18 protein-coding genes are annotated in these 20400 nt (G+C 71.7%); 15 read left to right on the plus strand and 3 right to left on the minus strand.

Annotation, left to right across the window (positions count from 1 at the left end):
• The first annotated feature begins 65 nt into the window (after positions 1–65).
• Positions 66–2213 carry a primosomal protein N' gene (locus tag IEY95_RS23355; RefSeq protein WP_189188046.1) on the plus strand — a complete coding sequence of 716 codons (2148 nt, stop codon included), beginning with the start codon at positions 66–68 and terminating at the stop codon, positions 2211–2213.
• Between the two features lie 106 nt (positions 2214–2319).
• On the opposite strand, the gene IEY95_RS23360 is transcribed toward IEY95_RS23355, so the two are convergent.
• Positions 2320–2862, minus strand: coding sequence for a hypothetical protein (locus IEY95_RS23360; RefSeq protein WP_189188047.1), 543 nt, complete (start codon positions 2860–2862; stop codon positions 2320–2322).
• 625 nt (positions 2863–3487) lie between these two features.
• Here IEY95_RS23360 and fmt point away from each other — a divergent pair.
• Both fmt and IEY95_RS23370 read left to right on the plus strand, forming a co-directional pair.
• Complete coding sequence (fmt, locus tag IEY95_RS23365; RefSeq protein WP_189188048.1) at positions 3488–4420, plus strand: methionyl-tRNA formyltransferase; 933 nt, start codon at positions 3488–3490, stop codon at positions 4418–4420.
• Between the two features lie 185 nt (positions 4421–4605).
• Entirely contained in the window at positions 4606–6039 is a 1434-nt protein-coding gene (locus IEY95_RS23370; protein ID WP_189188049.1) for an RsmB/NOP family class I SAM-dependent RNA methyltransferase, read from the plus strand.
• Between the two features lie 18 nt (positions 6040–6057).
• On the opposite strand, the gene IEY95_RS23375 is transcribed toward IEY95_RS23370, so the two are convergent.
• Positions 6058–8229 (minus strand): MMPL family transporter, encoded by a 2172-nt coding sequence (locus IEY95_RS23375; protein WP_189188050.1) that lies wholly within the window; start codon positions 8227–8229, stop codon positions 6058–6060.
• Between the two features lie 134 nt (positions 8230–8363).
• On the opposite strand from IEY95_RS23375, the gene rpe reads away from it, so the two are divergent.
• The 9 genes from rpe (at position 8364) to IEY95_RS23420 (ending at position 16482) form a co-directional block, all read left to right on the plus strand.
• Positions 8364–9050, plus strand: coding sequence for a ribulose-phosphate 3-epimerase (gene rpe / locus IEY95_RS23380; protein WP_189188051.1), 687 nt, complete (start codon positions 8364–8366; stop codon positions 9048–9050).
• Positions 9051–9128: 78 nt separating this feature from the next.
• On the plus strand, positions 9129–10172 hold the full coding sequence (locus IEY95_RS23385; RefSeq protein ID WP_189188052.1) for a sugar-binding transcriptional regulator: 1044 nt from the start codon (positions 9129–9131) through the stop codon (positions 10170–10172).
• Between the two features lie 50 nt (positions 10173–10222).
• Entirely contained in the window at positions 10223–10636 is a 414-nt protein-coding gene (locus tag IEY95_RS23390; RefSeq protein ID WP_189188053.1) for a guanyl-specific ribonuclease, read from the plus strand.
• Positions 10633–11010, plus strand: coding sequence for a barstar family protein (locus tag IEY95_RS23395; RefSeq protein WP_189188054.1), 378 nt, complete (start codon positions 10633–10635; stop codon positions 11008–11010). Before IEY95_RS23390 ends, IEY95_RS23395 begins: the two co-directional genes overlap by 4 nt.
• Positions 11011–11117: 107 nt before the next feature.
• Complete coding sequence (locus IEY95_RS23400; protein WP_189188055.1) at positions 11118–12560, plus strand: GuaB1 family IMP dehydrogenase-related protein; 1443 nt, start codon at positions 11118–11120, stop codon at positions 12558–12560.
• A 142-nt stretch (positions 12561–12702) separates the two neighbouring features.
• Complete coding sequence (locus tag IEY95_RS23405) at positions 12703–13227, plus strand: GNAT family N-acetyltransferase (protein WP_189188056.1); 525 nt, start codon at positions 12703–12705, stop codon at positions 13225–13227.
• Between the two features lie 31 nt (positions 13228–13258).
• Positions 13259–13657, plus strand: coding sequence for a hypothetical protein (locus tag IEY95_RS23410; RefSeq protein ID WP_189188057.1), 399 nt, complete (start codon positions 13259–13261; stop codon positions 13655–13657).
• An 868-nt stretch (positions 13658–14525) separates the two neighbouring features.
• Entirely contained in the window at positions 14526–16019 is a 1494-nt protein-coding gene (locus IEY95_RS23415) for an amino acid permease (protein ID WP_189188058.1), read from the plus strand.
• Between the two features lie 10 nt (positions 16020–16029).
• Positions 16030–16482: an Lrp/AsnC family transcriptional regulator gene (locus IEY95_RS23420; RefSeq protein ID WP_015661832.1), complete on the plus strand. Its 453-nt coding sequence runs from the start codon at positions 16030–16032 to the stop codon at positions 16480–16482.
• A 105-nt stretch (positions 16483–16587) separates the two neighbouring features.
• Here IEY95_RS23420 and IEY95_RS23425 read toward each other — a convergent pair whose 3' ends face one another.
• Complete coding sequence (locus IEY95_RS23425; RefSeq protein WP_189188059.1) at positions 16588–17328, minus strand: GntR family transcriptional regulator; 741 nt, start codon at positions 17326–17328, stop codon at positions 16588–16590.
• Positions 17329–17539: 211 nt separating this feature from the next.
• On the opposite strand from IEY95_RS23425, the gene IEY95_RS23430 reads away from it, so the two are divergent.
• Genes IEY95_RS23430 through IEY95_RS23440 form a run of 3 tightly spaced genes read left to right on the plus strand, consistent with a single transcriptional unit; the run spans position 17540 to position 20399 of the window.
• Positions 17540–18697 carry an ABC transporter substrate-binding protein gene (locus IEY95_RS23430; RefSeq protein WP_189188060.1) on the plus strand — a complete coding sequence of 386 codons (1158 nt, stop codon included), beginning with the start codon at positions 17540–17542 and terminating at the stop codon, positions 18695–18697.
• The gene (locus IEY95_RS23435; RefSeq protein WP_189188061.1) at positions 18694–19599 is read left to right on the plus strand and encodes an ABC transporter permease; all 906 of its coding nucleotides are present in this window, start codon (positions 18694–18696) and stop codon (positions 19597–19599) included. Before IEY95_RS23430 ends, IEY95_RS23435 begins: the two co-directional genes overlap by 4 nt.
• Positions 19587–20399: an ABC transporter permease gene (locus tag IEY95_RS23440; RefSeq protein WP_189188062.1), complete on the plus strand. Its 813-nt coding sequence runs from the start codon at positions 19587–19589 to the stop codon at positions 20397–20399. The genes IEY95_RS23435 and IEY95_RS23440 overlap by 13 nt, the downstream gene beginning before the upstream one ends.
• Position 20400: the final 1 nt, after the last annotated feature.

Raw genomic sequence — 20400 nt, forward strand, 5'->3', positions numbered from 1 at the left:
CGATCCGCGGCCGGCTTGATCTCGGGCGCGCGGCGGTGTCAGTGGGGTCTGGTAGGAATGTTGCTGTGAGCAGCGCGAATGGGCGGGATGAGGGTGGCGCGGAGGGTGCGCCGCCCGAACAGCTTGCGCTGATTCGCGAGGGGGTGCGGCAGGCCAAGGTGCCCAAGGCGAAGCCGCGGACCTGGCGGGGGGCGGCCCTGGCCAAGGAGCTTCCCGTCGCGCGGGTGCTGGTCGACAAGGGTGTGCTGCATCTTGATCGGTACTTCGACTACGCCGTGCCCGAGGAGCTCGATGAGGCGGCTCAGCCCGGCGTGCGCGTCCGGGTGCGGTTCGGGGCCGGGCGGCATCGCGTGCGGGAGGGCCGGCGTGAGGGCGGGGGGCTGATCGACGGGTATCTCGTCGAGCGGCTCGCCGACTCCGACTACTCCGGGCCGCTCGCCGCGCTGGCCCAGGTGGTGTCTCCCGAGCCGGTGCTCGGGCCCGAGTTGCTGGGGCTGGCGCGGGCCGTCGCCGATCGGTATGCGGGGAGCCTCGCGGATGTGCTGCAGCTCGCCGTGCCGCCGCGGAACGCGCGGGCCGAAGGGAAGCCCTCGCCCGAGCCGCTGCCCGTTCCCGGGGCGCCCGAGGTGGGGTCCTGGGCGCGGTACGGGCGTGGGGCCGCCTTTCTGGAGTCGCTCGCGGCGGGCGGGGCGCCGCGAGCCGTGTGGAACGCGCTGCCCGGGCCCGATTGGACCGAGGAAATAGCCAGAGCCGTGGGCGCGACGCTCGCCTCCGGGCGGGGCGCCCTCGTCGTCGTACCGGACGGGCGGGCCGTGTCCCGGGTCGATGCCGCGCTGGCCTCGGTGTTGGGGGAGGGGCGCCATGCGGTGCTCACCGCCGAGGCCGGGCCCGAGAAGCGGTATCGGGAGTGGCTCGCCGTCCGGCGTGGGTCCGTGCGGGCCGTCGTGGGGACCCGGGCCGCCATGTTCGCGCCCGTGCGGGATCTGGGGCTGGTCGTCATCTGGGACGACGGGGACGACAGCCACAGTGAGCAGCACGCGCCGCAGCCACATGCGCGGGAAGTGCTGCTGCTGCGCGCCGCCCATGACAAGTGCGCCTTTCTGCTGGGGAGTTGGGGCTGCACGGTGGAGGCCGCGCAGCTCGTCGAGAGCGGCTGGGCACTGCCGTTGGTCGCGGAGCGGGAGCAGGTGCGGGGGGCCGCGCCGCTCGTGCGGACCGTGGGGGACGGGGATCTGGCGCGGGACGAGGCCGCGCGTGCCGCGCGGCTGCCCACGCTTGCCTGGCAGGTCGTCAGGGAGGGACTGAGGAGCGGGCCGGTGCTCGTGCAGGTGCCGCGACGGGGGTACGTGCCCCGCATGGCCTGTGCGCAGTGCCGGGCGCCCGCGCGGTGCCGGCACTGTGCCGGGCCGTTGGAGGCGCAGGACGCGGGGGCGCTTCGATGTACGTGGTGCGGGCGGGACGAGGCGGCCTGGCACTGTCCCGAGTGCGGCGGGTTCCGGCTGCGGGCGCAGGTCGTGGGGGCGCGGCGCACCGCCGAGGAGCTGGGGCGGGCGTTTCCTGCTGTGCCGGTGCGGACGTCCGGGCGGGAGCAGGTGCTGGACACGGTCTCCGAGGCGCCCGCCCTGGTCGTCAGTACACCGGGGGCCGAGCCCGTCGCCGAGGGAGGGTATGCCGCCGCGCTGCTGCTCGACGGCTGGGCGATGCTCGGGCGGCCCGATCTGCGGGCCGGTGAGGACGCGTTGCGGAGGTGGATCGGGGCCGCGGCGCTGGTACGCCCGCAGGGAGCCGGGGGCACCGTGGTGGTCGTCGCCGAGCCGACCCTGCGGCCCGTTCAGGCGCTGGTGCGGTGGGATCCTGTCGGGCACGCGGTGCGCGAGCTCGCCGAGCGGGCGGAGCTGGGGTTTCCGCCTGTCTCCCGGATGGCGGCCGTCTCCGGTGCGCCGGAGGCTCTCGCCGGGTTTCTCGCCGTGGTCGAACTGCCCCGCGACGCCGAGGTGTTGGGGCCAGTGCCGATGGCCGTCACGGAGGCGGGGCGGCCGCGGCGGGTGGGCGCGCCGCCTCCGGGTGAGCGCTGGGAGCGCGCCCTCATCCGCGTGCCGCCCGGGGGCGGTGCGGCGCTGGCGGCTGCGCTGAAGACCGCGCAGGCGGCGCGGATGGCGCGTGGGGGGAGCGAGCCCGTACGGGTTCGGATCGATCCGCCGGACATTGGGTGAGGGTGCGTCAGCGAAGCGGTGATCCCGGGGCTGCCTCGGCGCGGGCTGCCTCACCATCAACCTGCCTCCCGGGCCGGTCGGCTCCGGGAGGCAGCGGAGGAGTCGGTCAGCCGTTGCGCGGGCCCGGGAACGCGGTGGGCCTGGCGTCCTCTCGGAGGGTTGGGCTGCCCGCCGTGGGCTGGGTCGGCATCGAGCGGGCCGCGGGGACCGTCGGCACCGTGGGGATGCCGGTGTCGACGGCTACCGTACGGGCGCCCGACGTCTCGGTGGAGCGCTCGGCCTCGGCCGCTGCCTGGGCGGCGGCGCGGCGGGCGCCGTAACGGCGGTGCACAGCCTGCTTGGTGACTCCGAGGGCCGAGCCCACCGCGTCCCACGAGAAACCGAGTGAGCGGTCGAAGTCCACGGCGGCCGTGACCAGGGTCTCGACGCTGTCCCGCAGCTCCTGGGCGAGGCGGACGGTCGGGGCGGGGGCGCGCCCGTAGACGACGAAGCCCGTGGAGGGGCCGGAGCGGCGCGGGCGGTAGACGTTGCCCAACTGGGCGGTGAGCGTGCGCAGTGCGTCCACCTGCCGGCGGACCCGCTCGATGTCCCGCACCAGCAAGTGCAGGCTGGCCCGAGCCTGGGCGTCGTGGGTTGCGTGGTCGGCCATGAACAAGCCTCTCGAACCGGCGTTGAAAAGGATCGGGCCGCGATTGCGGCCCGTTGTGGTCAACTCTTTCTTGACCAACGCGTTTGCGCTCCGCTGGTCACGCATCAGGTGCGTACGGGCATATGCACGGGGCGCATCTTGGTGCGTACGCCCCCGGTGGGGACTCGCCTCGGCCTTCGGCCTTGGCTCGGGTGTTCTCCCGCCCGCGCGCCGCCCGTGCGAGTGAGGTGTCAAGTGCGGGTCTCCCGTGGGGGCGGGTCGCCGTAGGCGGCTGCGGGTTGGGGCCGCGCGTGGCCGTTGCGAGGTGGTGGCGGCGGATTGGGCCCCGTGAGTGTGGTCCTGCGGGTGCGGCCCTGCGCGTTGGCGGTTGCGAGTGTGGTCTGCGAGGTGGTGGCTGCGGGTTGGGTTCTGCGAGGCGAGGGCTGTGAGTGTGGTCCTGCGAGGTGGCGGTCCTGAGTTGGGTTCTGTGGGTGTGGGCGCTGCGAGTTGCGGGGGCGGTAGGCGCGGAACCTGCGAGCCCCCGAGTGCCCGCGGCGCATAGACTGGTGCGCTGCCCCGTGCCTCGCCCCACCCGGCAGGTGTGCGGGGGCTCAAGAACTCCCGCCCGAGAGGCCAACCGCCACCCATGAAGCTTGTCTTCGCAGGTACCCCCGAGGTCGCCGTTCCCGCTCTGGACGCCCTGATCGCCTCAGGGCGGCACGAGGTGGCCGCTGTCGTCACGCGGCCCGACGCGCCGGCCGGGCGGGGGCGTCGGCTCGTCGCGAGTCCGGTCGCCGAGCGGGCGGAGGAGGCCGGGATCGAGGTGCTGAAGCCGGTGAAGCCGCGGGACGAGGAGTTCCTTGCCCGGCTCAGGGAGATCGCGCCCGACTGCTGCCCGGTGGTCGCGTACGGGGCGTTGTTGCCGCGTGTCGCCCTCGACGTCCCCGCCCACGGCTGGGTCAATCTGCACTTCTCGCTGCTGCCCGCCTGGCGCGGCGCCGCTCCCGTGCAGCACGCGATCATGGCCGGGGACGAAATCACCGGTGCGTCCACGTTCCTCATCGAGGAAGGGCTCGACTCGGGGCCTGTGTACGGGACCGTCACCGAGGAGGTCCGGGCCACCGATACCAGCGGCGACCTGCTCACGCGGCTCGCCTTCGCCGGCGCCGGGCTGCTCTCCGCGACGATGGACGGGATCGAGGACGGCAGCCTCAAGGCCGTGCCGCAGCCCTCCGACGGCATCACCACGGCGCCGAAGATCACCGTCGAGAACGCCCACATCGACTGGGCCGCCCCGGCGCTGCGCGTGGACCGCGTGGTGCGCGGGTGCACCCCCGCCCCCGGCGCGTGGACCGTGTTCCGGGGCGAGCGGCTCAAGCTCATCCAGGTCGCGCCCGTGCCCGACCGCGCGGACCTCGCGCCGGGCGAGCTGTCCGTCGGCAAGAACAACGTGTACGTCGGGACCGGTTCGTACGCCGTCGAGCTGCACTGGGTCCAGGCCCAGGGCAAGAAGCCGATGCGCGCCGCCGACTGGGCGCGCGGCGTGCGGATCCACTCCGGGGAGCGCCTCGGGGTCTGACCGGCGGACGCGACCCGCGGGGGCCGCCCACGCCGCGCCCCCGCCGACGTCCGCCTCTGCGGGCACTCCGCGCAGGCGACGCGCGCCCACGCCCGCCCCGGCGTACGCCGCCCGCAGGGCTCCACGCGCCCGTCCGGACGTAGGCTGGACGGGTCGAACCATCCAGAATCCGGAGCACCTTTTTCGTGAGTGAGCAGTCCCGTCGGCCGCGCAAGCCCGGCAAGCCCTACCGCCGTCCGCAGAAGGACCCGGTCCGCATGCTCGCCTTCGAGGCGCTGCGGGCCGTGGACGAGCGGGACGCGTACGCGAACCTCGTTCTGCCGCCGCTGCTGCGCAAGGCGCGCGAGAAGGGCGACTTCGACGGGCGGGACGCGGCGCTGGCGACCGAGCTGGTCTACGGGACGCTGCGCCGGCAGGGGACGTACGACGCCGTCATCGCGGCCTGTGTCGACCGGCCGCTCAGGGAAGTCGATCCGCCGGTGCTCGATGTGCTCAGCCTCGGTGTGCATCAGCTGCTCGGGACGCGGATTCCCACGCACGCCGCCGTCTCGGCCTCCGTCGAGCTCGCCCGTGTCGTGCTCGGCGACGGGCGGGCCAAGTTCGTCAACGCCGTACTGCGCAAGGTCGCGCAGCAGGATCTCGACGGCTGGCTGGAGCAGGTCGCGCCGCCCTACGACGAGGACCCCGAGGACCATCTCGCCGTCGTGCACTCGCACCCACGCTGGGTCGTCTCCGCGCTGTGGGACTCGCTGGGCGGCGGCCGTGCGGGCATCGAGGATCTGCTCGAAGCCGACAATGAACGGCCCGAGGTGACCCTTGTCGCCCGGCCCGGACGTTCCACCGCCGATGAGCTCCTCGACGTACTCGGGGACGAGTCCGCGCTGCCCGGCCGTTGGTCGCCGTATGCCGTGCGGCTCACCGAGGGCGGCGAACCGGGCGCCATCGACGCCGTACGGGAGGGCCGTGCGGGCGTCCAGGACGAGGGCAGCCAACTGGTCGCGCTCGCTCTGGCGAACGCGCCGCTCGACGGACCCGACAGGGCCTGGCTGGACGGCTGCGCCGGACCCGGTGGCAAGGCCGCCATGCTGGCGGGGCTCGCCGCCGAGCGCGGTGCCGTCCTGCTCGCCTCGGAGAAGCAGCCGCACCGGGCGGGCCTGGTGGCGAAGGCGCTCGCCGGCAACCCCGGGCCGTATCAGGTGATCGCCGCCGACGGCACCCGTCCGCCGTGGCGGCCCGGCACCTTCGACCGCGTGCTCATGGATGTGCCCTGCACGGGTCTGGGCGCGCTGCGCCGCCGTCCCGAGGCCCGCTGGCGGCGCCGCCCCGAGGACCTGGACGGCTTCGCTCCGCTCCAGCGCGGGCTGCTGCGCACGGCGCTCGACTCGGTGCGGGTCGGTGGTGTCGTCGGGTACGCGACCTGCTCGCCGCACCTCGCCGAGACCCGCGCGGTCGTCGACGACGTGCTCAAGCACTACGACGACGGCTCCGCCGAGCTGCTCGACGCCCGCCCGCTCCTGCCGGGCGTACCGGCCCTGGGCGACGGCCCCGACGTACAGCTGTGGCCGCATCTGCACGGCACGGACGCCATGTACCTGGCGCTGATCCGCAGGACCGGCTGACCTGGCCCCCCGCCCGTCCTAGTCGGGCTGCGGCGCCGGTTCCGGAGCCTGTGACGGCGTCGCCGCCGGCCGTCCCGAGCCACCCTCCTGGGCCAGTCGGTGCGGCCACCACACCTTGGGTCCCACGTCCAGGAACAGCGACGTCACCAGGATCGACCGCACGACGAAGGTGTCCAGGAGGACGCCCAGGGCCACCGCGAAGCCGATCTCGGCGAAGGCGACCATCGGGAGGGTGCCGAGCGCGGCGAAGGTGCCGGCCAGGACCAGTCCCGCGGACGTGATGACCGCGCCCGTCGCCGCCAGGCCCGTCACCACACCGGCCCGGGTGCCCTGGCGAGCGGCCTCCTCGCGGATCCGGGTGGTCAGGAAGATGTTGTAGTCGATGCCGAGGGCGACCAGGAAGACGAAGACGAACAGCGGGAAGTCCGTCTGCTCGCCCGCGTAGTCGAAGATGTGCCGGAAGGCCAGCGCGCTGGCGCCGAGCGCTGCCGCGAAGGACAGCACGACCGTCCCGATCAGCAGCAGCGGCGCCACCAGGGCACGCAGCAGCACGCCCAGGATGAGCAGGACGACCAGCAGGACCGCCGGGATGATCAGGATGTTGTCGTGGGTGGTCGCCGCGTCCATGTCGAGCAGGGCCGCGGTCCCGCCGCCCACCCGCGCGTCGGCGTCCGGCACGGCGTGCACGGCGTCCCGTACACGCTCGACCGTCCGTTTCGCGGCCTCGCTGTCGGCGGGATCGGTCATCGTCGCCTCGAACAGCACCTTGCCGTCGTACGACGGTTTCGTACCGGCGGGCACGGTGATGCTGTTCGGCACCACTCCCTTCGTACCGGCCACCGCGCTGCGCACCCGTTCGCCGCGGGCCTGGCTGGAGACGATGACCAGCGGATCACCGCTGCCTGCCGGGAAGTACCGCTCGGAGATCTCCTGGCCGGTGATCGAGTCCGGCTTGCCGGTGAACGCGTCCGCGTTGCTGATCCCTTCGGCGCGGATCTGCAGCAGGCCGAGGGAGAGGGCCGCCAGGGCGAGGGCGGTGGCGCCCCAGACGACGCGCGGGCGGCGGGCGATACGGCGGCCCATCCGGGCCCAGACGCCGCTCGCGGTGGGGTCGGACGAGCCGAAGTGCGGGATGGCCGGCCAGAAGATCCAGCGGCCGAAGACCAGCAGCAGGGCCGGGAAGAGCGTGACCATGGCGAGGAGGGCGACGGCCACACCGATCGCGGCGACCGGGCCCAGGCCCCGCGTCGAGTTCATCTCGGCGGCCAACAGCACCAGCATGCTCAGGACGACCGTGGCCCCGGACGCCAGCACCGCCGGGCCCGCACGGTTCAGGGCGAGGGCCATCGCCTCGTGCCGGTCCTCGTGGCGGCGCAGCTCCTCGCGGTAGCGGGCGACCAGGAGGAGCGCGTAGTCGGTGCCCGCGCCGAAGACGAGGACCGTGAGGATGCCCGCACTCTGCCCGTTGACCGTCAGGCCCGCGTGTTTCGCGAGGAGATAGATCAGCGCCTGGGACGTGAAGAGCGCGGCGACCACACCGATCAGCGGGACGAAGATCAGGGTGAGACTGCGGTAGGTGAGCAGCAGCATCACGATCACGACGCCCATCGCGGAGAACAGCAGCGTCGAGTCGATGCCCTCGAAGGCCTTGGAGAAGTCGGCGGAGGTGCCGCCCGGGCCCGTGATGTGCACCGCGAGCCCGCCGCCGCCCTTGCCGGCCTGGTCACGGATGGAGTCGACCGCGGGCGCGATCTCCTCCCAGCCCTTCTTGTCCATCGTGATCGGCACGTAGATCTGGGCGGCTTCGGGGGCGGTCGGGTTGTTGTAGACGGGGCCGCGCGTCTCGGCGCCGCGTACGCCGTGTGCGGTGAGCCCCTTGATCCGCTGGGCGCCCTGGGCGATCGCCTGCTTGTCCTGGGCGGTCAGGCCGCCCTCGCGGGCGTACACGACGACCGCGGGGATCTGCTCGGGCCTGAACTTGTTGGACGTGTCCAGGACTTGGGTGGACTCGGCGGATCCGGGCAGCCAGGAGGCCGCGTCGTTGTCCTGGGCGTCGGTGAGCTTGGAGGCGAGCGGCGCCGCCACCACGAGCGCCACCAGCCACAGGCGGACGATCAGCCACTTGCTGCGCCGCCCACACACGAATCCGATGAGTCCCTGGCGCACATGGCGCTCTTTGCCGTCCGTCATGGCCACCCCCGTAGCCGTATCTGGAGCCGGTCGGCGGCCCAGCATGGCATGTCGGGCCGCTGTACAACATCCGTAGAACGTCCTAGGTCTGGACCGAGGAGAGCAACCGGTGCCGGGCATGGCAGTCTTGGGGCATGGCCGTGCAGATCAACCCCAGCATCCTGTCCGCCGACTTCTCCCGTCTTGCCGAGGAGGCAAGGGCGGTGGAAGGAGCCGATTGGCTCCACGTCGACGTCATGGACAACCATTTCGTACCGAACCTCACGCTCGGTGTGCCGGTCGTAGAGTCGCTGGTCCGTGCGACGGACACGCCGCTGGACTGCCATCTGATGATCGAGGACGCCGATCGGTGGGCCCCCCAGTACGTGGAAGCGGGTGCCGGGTCCGTCACCTTCCACGCCGAAGCGGCCGCCGCGCCGGTGCGACTCGCCCGCGAGATCCGGGCCATGGGTGCCCGCGCCTCCATGGCGCTCAAGCCCGCGACACCCATCGAGCCGTACGAGGACCTGCTCCCCGAGCTCGACATGCTGCTGATCATGACGGTCGAGCCCGGCTTCGGCGGCCAGGCGTTCCTCGACATCATGCTCCCGAAGATCCGCCGCACCCGTGAGCTGATCAGCAAGCACGGCCTCGAACTGTGGCTCCAGGTCGACGGCGGTGTGTCGGCGTCCACCATCGAGCGATGCGCGGAGGCGGGAGCCGATGTCTTCGTCGCCGGGTCCGCGGTGTACGGGGCATCGGACCCGTCCCAGGCGGTACGTGCATTGCGCACCCAGGCACGGGAGGCGACGGCTCATGCGGCGTGGGCGTGCGACCACTGAGCCAAGGGAACGTGAACGCCGCCCATCCGGGCTGATCAAGTACGCCGGATCTGCAAGGATGAACGGCGAATCCAGAGTGTGAACAGCAGTGAGGAGATCGCCGTGTCGGGTATGTCGGCGGGCCGGTCAGCCATGCGGATGGGACCCGCTGAGCTGGTGCAGGCGGCGGCCATGGCCCGCCGCTTCTACCTCGAGGGCAAGTCCAAGATCCAGATCGCGGAGGAGTTCGGCGTCAGCCGCTTCAAGGTGGCCCGGGTCCTGGAGACCGCTCTCGAACGGGATCTGGTGAGGATCGAGATCCGCGTGCCCGCCGAGCTGGACGCGGAGCGCTCCGACGCGCTGCGTGCCCGCTACGGCCTCCGGCACGCCGTTGTGGTCGAGTCCCCGGCCGAGGCCGAGGAGTCGCCCGATCCGGAGAACCTCGGAGAAGTGGCCGCCGACCTGCTCGGCGAGCTCGTCAACGAGGGCGATGTCCTCGGCCTCGCCTGGGGCCGCTCCACCATTCACATGGCGGCCGCGCTCGACCGGCTCCCGCCGTGCACGGTGGTGCAGCTGACGGGCGTGTACGACGCCGGGACCGCCGAGCGCGGTTCGGTGGAGGCGGTGCGGCGAGCCGCCCAGGTGTCGGGCGGGGACGCCCACCCCATCTATGCGCCGATGCTGCTGCCCGACGCGGCCACCGCGGCCGCGCTGCGCAACCAGACCGGGATCGCCCGCGCCTTCGAGTACTTCGACAAGGTCACGGTCGCGTGCGTGTCCATCGGTTCCTGGGAGCCGGGCATCTCCACGGTGCACGACATGCTCAGCGACGAGGAGCGCGCGCACTACGCGTCGCTCGGTGTCGCCGCCGAGATGTCCGCGCACCTCTTCGACGCCGAGGGCCGACGGGTCGGCCGTGACCTGGGCGAACGCTGCATCACGGTCGAGGCCGACCGGCTGCGGCGGATCCCGGAGGTCGTCGCCATCGCGGGCGGGCAGCGCAAGGCGGCCGCCATCGACGCGGTGCTGCGTTCCGGGCTCGTCACCAGCCTGGTGACGGACACATCGGCCGCGGACTATCTGATGACGGCGGGGCCGACGCCGCGACCGGCACTGAACCGGGCGGACCCCGACGGGTCCTGAGGGTTCCGCACGGCGCGCCGCGAGGGGGCGGCCGTGGCAGCATCGACGTCATGCTGCTGCGGTCCGTCCCTCGCGCGTTTGCGGGCCTGTTCCTGTGCCTCGGCGTGCTGCTGTCGGGCTGCTCGTCGACGGACGCGAGCGTCTCCGACACCCGTGCCTCGACGGCGGCCCCGTCCTGGGCCGGCGGCATGCGGACCGTCACCGAGGCCCAGCTGCCCGCCGAGGCCCGTCAGACCCTCGCCCTCATCGACAGGGGCGGCCCCTTCCCGTACGCCAGGGACGGCATCGTCTTCGGCAACTTCGAGCGGCTGCTGCCGAAGCAACCCCGCGGTTATTACCACGAGTACACGGTCAAGACCCCCGGCGAGCGAGACCGCGGAGCCCGGCGCATTGTCACCGGGCAGGGCGGTGAGATCTACTACAGCGATGATCACTACAAGTCGTTCAGGGCGGTGCTGAGATGACTCACGGGCCCTTCGCGGACGTGTGCCGCGCGGCCGGATGGGAGGTCACGGAACTCGACCTCACCGGCGTCGAGGACAAGAGCGCCTTCATGGAGCGCTGCGTCCGCGCCCTCGACCTGCCCGGGTGGTTCGGCCGGAACTGGGACGCGCTCGCCGATGTCCTGGGCGACCCCGACTGGGGGCCCGCGACCCCGGGCCGGCTGCTCGTGGTGAGCGGCTGGCGACCCTACGCGGTCGGGCGCCCCGACGAGTGGGAGATCGCCCAGGAGGTCCTGGCATCGGCCGCGGGGCACTACCAGGAGCACAACGCGACGCTCGCCGTCATGCTCTCCCTTGGAGGATCCGACCAACTGCCCTCCGACCAGCCTGGATGATCTGTCCGGGCAACGCATACAGGCCGACATGGGACAATGAAGTACGTGCTCTTCCCCCTGGCTGACCTGTCCGGGGGCCACCTCTGATCGACTGGGATGTGCAGCACGTGCGTTTCCTCAATGACATCCAGCCCCCGTACGACCTGACGTACGACGACGTCTTCATGGTGCCCAGCCGCTCCGCGGTCGGCTCGCGTCAGGGCGTGGACCTCGCTTCCCCGGACGGCACGGGCACCACCATCCCGCTCGTCGTCGCCAACATGACCGCCATCGCGGGCCGCCGGATGGCCGAGACCGTCGCCCGCCGCGGTGGCCTCGTCGTCATCCCGCAGGACATCCCGATCGAGGTCATCACCGAGGTCATCTCCTGGGTCAAGGGACGCCACCTGGTGCTCGACACCCCGATCGTCCTCGCCCCCCACCAGACCGTCGCCGACGCGCTGGCGCTGCTGAACAAGCGCGCGCACAACGCCGGCGTCGTCGTGGAGGAGGACGGCCGCCCGGTCGGCGTGGTCACCGACGCCGACCTCACCGGCGTGGACCGCTTCACGCAGCTGACCGAGGTCATGTCCCGGGACCTGCTGCTCCTCGACGCCGACATCGAGCCGCGCGAGGCCTTCCACACGCTCGACCACGCCAACCGCCGCTACGCCCCCGCCGTGGACGCGGACGGCAAGCTCGCCGGCATCCTGACCCGCAAGGGCGCCCTGCGCGCCACGCTGTACACCCCGGCCACCGACGCGAACGGCAAGCTGCGCATCGCCGCCGCCGTCGGCATCAACGGCGATGTCGCGGGCAAGGCCAAGCAGCTGCTCGACGCGGGCGTCGACACGCTCGTCATCGACACCGCGCACGGCCACCAGGAGTCGATGATCAGCGCGATCAGGACGGTGCGCGCGCTCGATCCGCAGGTCCCGATCGTCGCGGGCAACATCGTCGCCGCCGAGGGCGTCAAGGACCTCATCGACGCGGGCGCGGACATCGTCAAGGTCGGTGTGGGCCCCGGCGCCATGTGCACCACCCGCATGATGACCGGCGTCGGCCGGCCGCAGTTCTCGGCCGTCCTGGAGTGCGCCGCCGAGGCCAGGAAGTACGGCAAGCACGTGTGGGCCGACGGCGGTGTCCGTCACCCGCGCGACGTCGCCATGGCGCTGGCCGCCGGTGCGTCCAACGTGATGATCGGTTCCTGGTTCGCGGGTACGTACGAGTCCCCGGGCGACCTTCAGCAGGACGCCGACGGGCGCCTGTACAAGGAGTCGTTCGGCATGGCGTCCGCGCGCGCGGTGCGCAACCGCACCAGCGAGGAGTCGGGGTACGACCGTGCCCGCAAGGCGCTGTTCGAGGAGGGCATCTCCACTTCGCGCATGTTCCTCGACCCGACCCGTCCGGGCGTCGAGGACCTGATCGACTCGATCATCGCGGGCGTCCGCTCCTCCTGCACCTACGCGGGCGCCAACTCCCTGGAGGAGTTCGCCGAGAAGGCCGTCGTCGGCATCCAGAGCGCGGCCGGCTACGCCGAGGGCAAGCCGCTGCACGCCAGCTGGAACTGACGCGCTCGCTCCGCTCGTCGCGGCCCCTTTTCCCGGCGGGAAAAGGGGCCGTACGTGTGCGGGGCGCTCGCTAGGGCCGTCGTCACATTCCCGTCGTCGCGGGGCAGACGGGAAGGTGACGACAGGCCCTAGGCTCGGCCGGATGAGAATTGAGGACTGCTCGGTCGAGGACCTCGCGGTCCTTGACCACTTCATGCCGTCGAACAGCGTCGACGGCAACCACCGGGCGCGTTTCGCGCGCCAGGAGGCCGGTGACAGTACCTATCTGATTCCCTGGCTCGACGATCGGCCCGTGGGGCATGCGGAGATCCGCTGGACCGGGTGCGCGGCGCCCGAGGTGCGGGCAGCGCGGCCGGGCTGTCCCGAGCTCAACGGGCTGCTCGTGTGGCCCGAGTCGCTGCGCTCCCGGGGCATCGGCGGTGCTCTCGTGCGTGCCGCCGAGCAGAGGGCGATCGCGCGCGGCATCGGGCTCATGGGGCTCGGCGTCGGCGAGGACAACCCGCGTGCCGCCGCGCTCTACGCACGGCTCGGCTACCGGCCCACCGCGGCGTATGTCGACCGCTATGCGCACCTGGCCGCCGACGGTGAGCGGCACGAGTGCGCCGACCCCTGTGTGTTCCTGGTCAAGGAGCTCTCCCTCCCCGGGCGCAGCGTCAAGCCCTCTTGACGTCAAGCCTGCCTGACGCGACGCTGCAGGCATGACGACGACACCGCAGAGCATCGAGCCGCAGTACACCCTGCTGACCGCCGTGGCCCGCCTCGACGAGCTGCGTGTGCGGGAGTCGCTCGCCGGGGCCGGGAGCGATGCCGAGGCGCTCGGCCGGGCCGAGCTGCTGGAACTCCTCGCGCTGAGCGAGGTGGTCGCCCGCAAGGCGGCGTACGGCCGTCAGCTCACCGTCCGCGCCGCCCGCGAGTCCGGCGCCTCCTGGTCGCAGATTGGCGCGGCCCTCGGCACCAGCAAGCAGGCCGCCTGGGAGGCCCACACGCGCTGGATCGACGCGCAGGCGGCGGCGTACGGGCGGCCCGGGCAGCTGGGTTTCGACGAGGAGGACGTGGCGCAGGCGCGGGCGATCGCCGGGGGGCCGGACGAGGGCTGACGCCGGGGCGCGGCTCCGCGCGCCGGCAGGGACGTCACACCGTCTTCCGTATCGCCACTGGGCCGAAGACGTCGGTCATCAAGTCGGCGTCGAGCGAGGCAAGTTGCTCGGCCGGGGGTGAGGTTCGCCGCGTGCCGCGTGCCGCGTGCCGCGTGCCGCGTGCCGCGTGCCGCGCCTGGCCGAGGCTGACCGTGTCGACGCCGCGTGCGCGTCCGGCGATGGCGGGCCGGGCGAGGTGCGGGCGGGGCGCCGCCCGGCCCTCGACGATCGAGTCGCCCTGGACGAGCCGGCGGGGGGCGAACGGGAGCGGGCTCGATCGTGCCCGCGTGCGTGTTCTCGGCGTTGCGGCCGCGGCCCTCCGTGCCCGGCAGCGCGGCGACCCGCGGCGTCCAAACGGCCCCGGACGGAACGGGGTTGACACGTATTCGGCGCGGCCCGAACTCCACGGCCTCCGTACTGGACCGCGAGCGACGTGTGCCGCAAGGGTGCCGCTCTCTTCAGGGCTTCAGTACGCCGATCCCGTACAGGACATCCAGGTCCACGCCGTGCCTCGCGTATCGAGTGGCGAGCACCATGAAGCAGAACTGACGAGGCGTCAATCCGGGGGCTTCCGGAACCTCGCTCAGGGGCGGAAAGGCGCCTTGCGCAACCATCGAAAGGCCCCGCGCAACGAACATGCGCCGAGATGCGATGAACGCAACGAACTTGCGGAGATGCGCAAGGTTGCTGCATTACGCCCGTGAAGGCCGGACTCATAGGGTCATGCGCTGTACATAGGCGTGGCGGGGACCCCGCTCGGTGGGTTCCTGCTCGCAGGGGTGCCGCCGGTCCCCGCCGTCCCGACCGGCAGCGATGAAGGAGCCAGCGCGTGCTCGACCAAGGCGCACCCCCGCAGTCCCGCACTACATCCTCCCCACCGTCCCCGGGGATCGGCGCGCGCCTCATGCGCCGCAAGCCCGTGGAACGCCTGGTCGCCGAGGGTGGCCAGGGAGAGGGCGGCAGCCTGCGGCGCTCCCTCGGCCTGTGGCAGCTGACCATGATCAGCATCGGTGCCACGCTCGGCACCGGCATCTTCGTCGTCCTCGGGGAGGCCGTCCCCAAGGCCGGGCCCGCGGTCACCCTGTCGTTCGTGATCGCCGGTCTCACGGCGCTCTTCTCCGCCCTCTCGTATGCCGAGCTGGCGGGCACCATCCCGGTGTCGGGGTCCTCGTACTCGTATGCGTACGCAACGATGGGCGAGCTGATCGCCTGGATCTGCGGCTGGTGTCTGGTCCTGGAGTACGGCGTGTCGGTGGCCGCGGTCGCGGTCGGCTGGGGCGAGTACCTGAACGAACTGCTCGACGGCACGATCGGCGTCACCATCCCGAACGCCCTGTCCGCGCCGCCCGGCGACGGCGGCATCTTCAACCTGCCCGCGCTGATCGTCGTGTTGCTCGCCATGGCGTTCCTGCTCGGCGGGGCCAAGGAGTCCGCGCGCGCCAACACGATCATGGTGTGCGTGAAGATCGCCGCGCTGGTCCTCTTCTGCGCGATCGGCATCCAGGGCTTCCGGTCCGGCAACTACGAGCACTTCATGCCGCTCGGCATGGCGGGCGTCAGCGCCGCCGGTGCCACGCTCTTCTTCTCGTACATCGGCTTCGACGCCGCCTCCACCGCCGGCGAAGAGGCCAAGGACGCGCAGCGCGACCTGCCGCGCGCGATCATGCTCTCGCTGGTCATCGTGACGGCCCTGTACGTCCTCGTCGCGGCCGTCGCCGTCGGCGCGAAGCCCTGGCAGCGGTTCAACGACTCGGAGGCCGCGCTCGCCGAGATCATGAAGGACGTCACCGGGCAGACCTTCTGGGGCACGCTGCTGGCCGCCTGCGCCGTCATCGCCATCGCGAGCGTCGTCCTGACCGTGCTGTACGGCCAGACCCGCATCCTGTTCGCGATGTCCCGTGACGGGCTCGTGCCCAAGGTCTTCGCGCGAGTCAACCCGAAGACGGGTACACCCCGCGCCAACACCGTGATCGTCTCGCTGTTCTGCGGTGTCCTCGCCGCCGCGATTCCGCTCGGCCAGCTCGCCGACGCCACCAGCATCGGTACGCTCTTCGCCTTCGCGCTGGTCAACATCGCCGTCGTGGTGCTGCGCCGGACACGCCCGGACATGCGGCGCACCTTCCGGGTTCCGCTGTCGCCCGTGCTGCCCGCGATCGGCTTCGTCCTGTGCGTGTGGATGATGGGCAGCCTGTCGACCGTCACCTGGGTGGTCTTCGGGGTCTGGATGGCCGTCGGGCTCGTGTTCTACTTCAGTTACGGCTACCGCCGGTCCCGTGTCGCCACCGGGGAAGCCGCAACCGCAGAACAACTCGCAGAAAAGTGAATCACCCGCAGTGCTGAACGATCTCGACGAACGCATCGTGCACGCCCTCGCCGAGGACGCCCGCCGCTCCTACGCCGACATCGGCCAACTGGTCGGCCTGTCCGCGCCGGCCGTGAAGCGCCGGGTGGACCGATTGCGTGCCACCGGCGCCATCACCGGATTCACCGTTCGGGTGGACCCGGCGGCGCTCGGATGGGAGACCGAGGGGTTCGTCGAGATCTACTGCCGCCGGAACACCTCGCCGGAGACGATTCAGCGGGGGCTCGAGCGGTACCAGGAGGTCGTGGCCGCCTCCACCGTCACCGGGGAGGCGGACGCGGTCGTGCAGGTCTTCGCCTCCGACATGCGGCACTTCGAGCGGGTGCTGGAGCGGATCGCGGGCGAGCCCTTCGTGGAGCGGACGAAGTCCGTGCTGGTGCTCTCGCCGTTGCTGCGCAGGTTTTCTTCCGGGTCGCCTACGTAGGCCTTCCGGGTCGCCGGCGTAGGCGCCTGTGGCCGATGTGATCGCGGCCGCGGGTTGTGGGTGGCTGATCGCGCGGTTCCCCGCGCCCCTTTGGGGCGCCGGTGCTCACTCCGCCGTTTTCCTCGCCAGTGCGTTGTTACCGATCGAGTTGTGCACGCTGAAGCTCACGGCGTCCGAGCGGTAGCGGTCGTCGGACCACTCCACCGGGCGCCCTTCGCGTGTGGTGGTGACGCGGCGGACGCGCAGGAGCGGGCTGGTGCGGCGGACGCCCAGGAGGTCGGCGTCCTGAGCGCCGGCCGCCACCGCGTCGATGACGTGCTCGCCGTAGGCGAAGACCAGCCCGGTGTCCTCGAAGAGCCGCTGGGTGACCGAGGGGCACTCCGGCTCGATGGCCTCGACAGCGGGGGAGATCCAGCCCGCGTACACGGTCCGCTCCAGCAGGACCGGTTCGCCGTCCAGGCCGCGGACGCGCAGGACGTGCAACACGGGTGTCTTCTCCGGGAGTTGGAGACGTACGGCGTCCTCCGCGGTGGCCGGCTGATATTCCTGGGACACCACATGGCCCGTCGCCTCGCGCCCCATGGCGCGCGCCCACTGGGCGAAGCTGCGCAGTTCGGCGAAGCTCTGGCTGCGGCGGCTGGCCAGAACCACGCGGCGGGCGCCCTGGCGGGAGCCGATGAGCCCCTCGGTGGTCAGGGCCGCCACCGCCTGGCGGACCGTGCCGCGTGAGACGCCGTAGTGGGCCGCGAGGTCCGTCTCCGCGGGCAGCAGACTGCCCACCGTGTACTCCTCGCGGTCGATCGCCCGCCGCAGCTCATCGGCGATCTCCTCGTGTCGCGCCGCCATGCTTCCCCTCTGATTCGACTGTTGTGCACAGCGTGACCAGCCTAATCGAGATACGAGGGTGATCGGAGCGGGCCGGGATTGTGCAGGGAATCAGAGGTCACGGTTTCGCCAAAGTTTACGAACAGGACACCATCGCCGGGCCTACTGGGGCCAACTTGTTCAAACAAGTTCTCCGTCCCACCACACCCTCGTGCGTACTCCTGGAGAGACCGTGACCGTGTTCCTGCCGAGGACCGCCGTCCTCACCGGCGGCCTCGCCGTCGCCGCCGCACTCGCCCTGAGCGCCTGCGGCGCCGCTCCCGACGACAAGGCGACCACCGCCAACGGCAAGAGCGCGGCCACCGCGACCTCGGCCGCGGACTTCGGCGGCCTCGACGCCCTGGTCAAGGCCGCCAAGAAAGAGGGCACGCTGCATGCGATCGCGCTGCCCCGCGACTGGGCCAACTACGGCGCCCTGATCGACGGCTTCAAGAAGAAGTACGGCATCAAGGTCGAGGTCGAGAACCCCGACGGCGCCAGCCAGGACGAGATCAACGCCGTCACGTCGCGCAAGGGCCAGGACCGTGCGCCCGACGTCCTCGACCTCGGCAGCTCCTTCGCTCTGAGCGCCGCCCAGCAGGGGCTGCTCGCGCCCTACGAGGTCGCCTCCTTCGGTGACATCCCCGAGGGCCAGAAGGACCCGAAGGGGCGGTGGTACAACGACTACGGCGGCTACATCTCCATCGGCTGCGACGCCAAGAAGGTCAAGGAGTGCCCGACGACCTTCAAGGACCTGCTGAAGCCGCAGTACAAGGGTCAGGTCGCCCTCAACGGCAACCCGACCAAGTCAGGTTCGGCCTTCGGCGGCGTCTACGCGGCCTCGCTCGCCGATGGCGGTTCGTTCGACGACATCCAGCCCGGCCTGGACTTCTTCGCCAAGCTGAAGAAGAACGGCAACTACACGCCGGTCGAGTCGACGCCGGCCACGGTCGAGAAGGGCGAGACGCCCATCAGCATCGACTGGGACTACCTGAACGCCGGTTACGCCGACGAGTTCAAGTCCAAGGGCGTGGACTGGAAGGTCACCGTCCCGACCGACGGCAAGTTCTCCCAGTACTACTCCCAGGCCATCAACAAGGGCGCCCCGCACCCGGCCGCCGCCCGCCTGTGGCAGGAGTACCTGTACAGCGCCGAGGGTCAGAACCTCTGGCTCAAGGGCTACGCCCGTCCGGCCCTGATGACCGCGATGGAGAAGGCCGGCACGCTCGACAAGACCGCCGCCGCCAAGCTCCCCGAGGTCTCGGGCACGCCGAGCTTCCCGACCGAGGCCCAGCAGAGCAAGGCCAAGGGCGTCCTCGCCCAGGGCTGGGGCAAGGCCGTCTCCGGATGACCACCGTCCTCACCGAGGCCCCGGCCGACGTGGCGCCCGCCGCTGCTGACCAGCAGCGGCGGCGCCGCGCGCCCGGCTGGCTCGCCGTCGTCCCGCTGCTCGTCGTCGTGGCCGTCGCCTTCGGGATTCCCGCGCTGGCCATGCTGAACGGTGCCTTCACGGTCAAGGACCAGGCCACGGGCGCCACTTCCTACAGCGCGGCCAACATGACCGACTCCGTGCAGGGTGCCTACCTCACCGCCCTCCTCGGCAGCGTCAAGCTGTCCGCCGTCTCCGCGGGCATCGCGACCGTCCTCGGACTGCCGCTCGCCCAGGCGGTGGTGACCTCCCGCTTCCGAGCGCTGCGGGAGGCCGTGCTCACCGCCTCCGGCGTCCTCGCCAATTTCGGCGGCGTCCCCCTCGCCTTCGCCTTCGTCGCCACCCTCGGCAACGCCGGTGTGCTGACCACCCACTTGGGGCTCAAGGACCATGGCTGGAACCTCTACAGCTTCTGGGGACTGACCCTCGTCTACCTCTACTTCCTGATTCCGCTGATGGTCCTCACCATCACACCGGCCCTCGACGGACTGCGTTCCCAGTGGCGCGAGGCGGCGCAGAACAACGGCGCCACCACCGTCCAGTACTGGCGCCATGTCGCCCTGCCCGTGCTCGCGCCCTCGCTGCTCGGCGGTCTGGTCCTCCTCTTCGGCAGTGCCTTCGCCGCGTACGCCACCGCCGCGGCCATGGTGGGCAGCGCGGTCCCGCTGGTCACCCTGCAGATCGCCGACGCCATCTCCGGCAATGTGATGGTCGGCCAGGAGAACGTGGCGCTCGCCCTCAGCCTCGACATGGTCCTCATCGCGGGCCTGGTCATGGCCGTGTACCTGCCCCTGCAACGACGGAGTGCGCGATGGCTCGCCTGAACCTCTGGCGCTGGGTCGTCCTCGCCCTCGCCGCGGTGTACTTCCTGGTGCCGCTCGCCGCGTCCGTGATCTTCACGGTCGACGTGCCCGGCCAGGGGATCACCTTCGACGCGTACAGCCGGATCATCGGCGCCGACGGCTTCGTCTCCAGTCTGCTGCTCTCGCTGGAGCTGGCCGCCGCCACCATCGCCGTGGTGCTGCTGCTGATGGTGCCCGCCATGGTCGCGCTGCGGCTCGGCGCACCCCGGCTGCGGCCCGTCGTCGAGGTGGTCTGCTCGCTGCCGCTGGTCGTGCCGCCGATCGCGTTCGTCGCCGGGATCAGCACGGTCCTGAAGTGGGGACCCGAACATCTCTCCCGTACGCCGCTGTTCCAGACGTTCGTGGCGATCCAGAACCCGGACTTCCCGTTCGTCCTCGTCCTCGCGTACGTCGTGATGGCGCTGCCGTTCGTGTACCGGGCGCTCGACGCCGGACTGCGCGCCGTCGATGTACGCACCCTGGTCGAGGCGGCCCGCAGCTGCGGCGCGGGCTGGCCGCAGGCGCTGGTCCGGGTCGTGCTGCCCAATCTGCGCGGGGCGCTGCTCAACGCCTCCTTCCTCACCCTGGCCCTGGTCCTCGGCGAGTTCACGGTCGCCCAGTTGCTCGGCTTCCAGCCGTTCGCCGTGTGGATCTACAGCGTCGGCGGCTCGCAGGCCCAGCTGTCCGTCGCCGTCTCCGTGCTCAGTCTGCTCGTCACCTGGGCCCTGCTCCTCTCGCTCGCCGGGCTCGGCGGGCGCTCCCGTACCGCTTCCCGGGGATGAA

The organism is Streptomyces albiflavescens (genome assembly GCF_014645835.1).
GTDB lineage: Bacteria > Actinomycetota > Actinomycetes > Streptomycetales > Streptomycetaceae > Streptomyces > Streptomyces albiflavescens.

Bases quoted from the DNA above. Each gene is read 5' to 3' on its own strand.
- IEY95_RS23395 (WP_189188054.1), top strand. From the start codon at position 10,633: ATGACTCACGGGCCCTTCGCGGACGTGTGCCGCGCGGCCGGATGGGAG.
- IEY95_RS23390 (WP_189188053.1), top strand. From the start codon at position 10,223: ATGCTGCTGCGGTCCGTCCCTCGCGCGTTTGCGGGCCTGTTCCTGTGC.
- IEY95_RS23405 (WP_189188056.1), top strand. From the start codon at position 12,703: ATGAGAATTGAGGACTGCTCGGTCGAGGACCTCGCGGTCCTTGACCAC.
- IEY95_RS23410 (WP_189188057.1), top strand. From the start codon at position 13,259: ATGACGACGACACCGCAGAGCATCGAGCCGCAGTACACCCTGCTGACC.
- IEY95_RS23375 (WP_189188050.1), bottom strand. From the start codon at position 8,229: ATGACGGACGGCAAAGAGCGCCATGTGCGCCAGGGACTCATCGGATTC.
- IEY95_RS23440 (WP_189188062.1), top strand. From the start codon at position 19,587: ATGGCTCGCCTGAACCTCTGGCGCTGGGTCGTCCTCGCCCTCGCCGCG.
- IEY95_RS23360 (WP_189188047.1), bottom strand. From the start codon at position 2,862: ATGGCCGACCACGCAACCCACGACGCCCAGGCTCGGGCCAGCCTGCAC.
- fmt (WP_189188048.1), top strand. From the start codon at position 3,488: ATGAAGCTTGTCTTCGCAGGTACCCCCGAGGTCGCCGTTCCCGCTCTG.
- rpe (WP_189188051.1), top strand. From the start codon at position 8,364: ATGGCCGTGCAGATCAACCCCAGCATCCTGTCCGCCGACTTCTCCCGT.
- IEY95_RS23435 (WP_189188061.1), top strand. From the start codon at position 18,694: ATGACCACCGTCCTCACCGAGGCCCCGGCCGACGTGGCGCCCGCCGCT.
- IEY95_RS23425 (WP_189188059.1), bottom strand. From the start codon at position 17,328: ATGGCGGCGCGACACGAGGAGATCGCCGATGAGCTGCGGCGGGCGATC.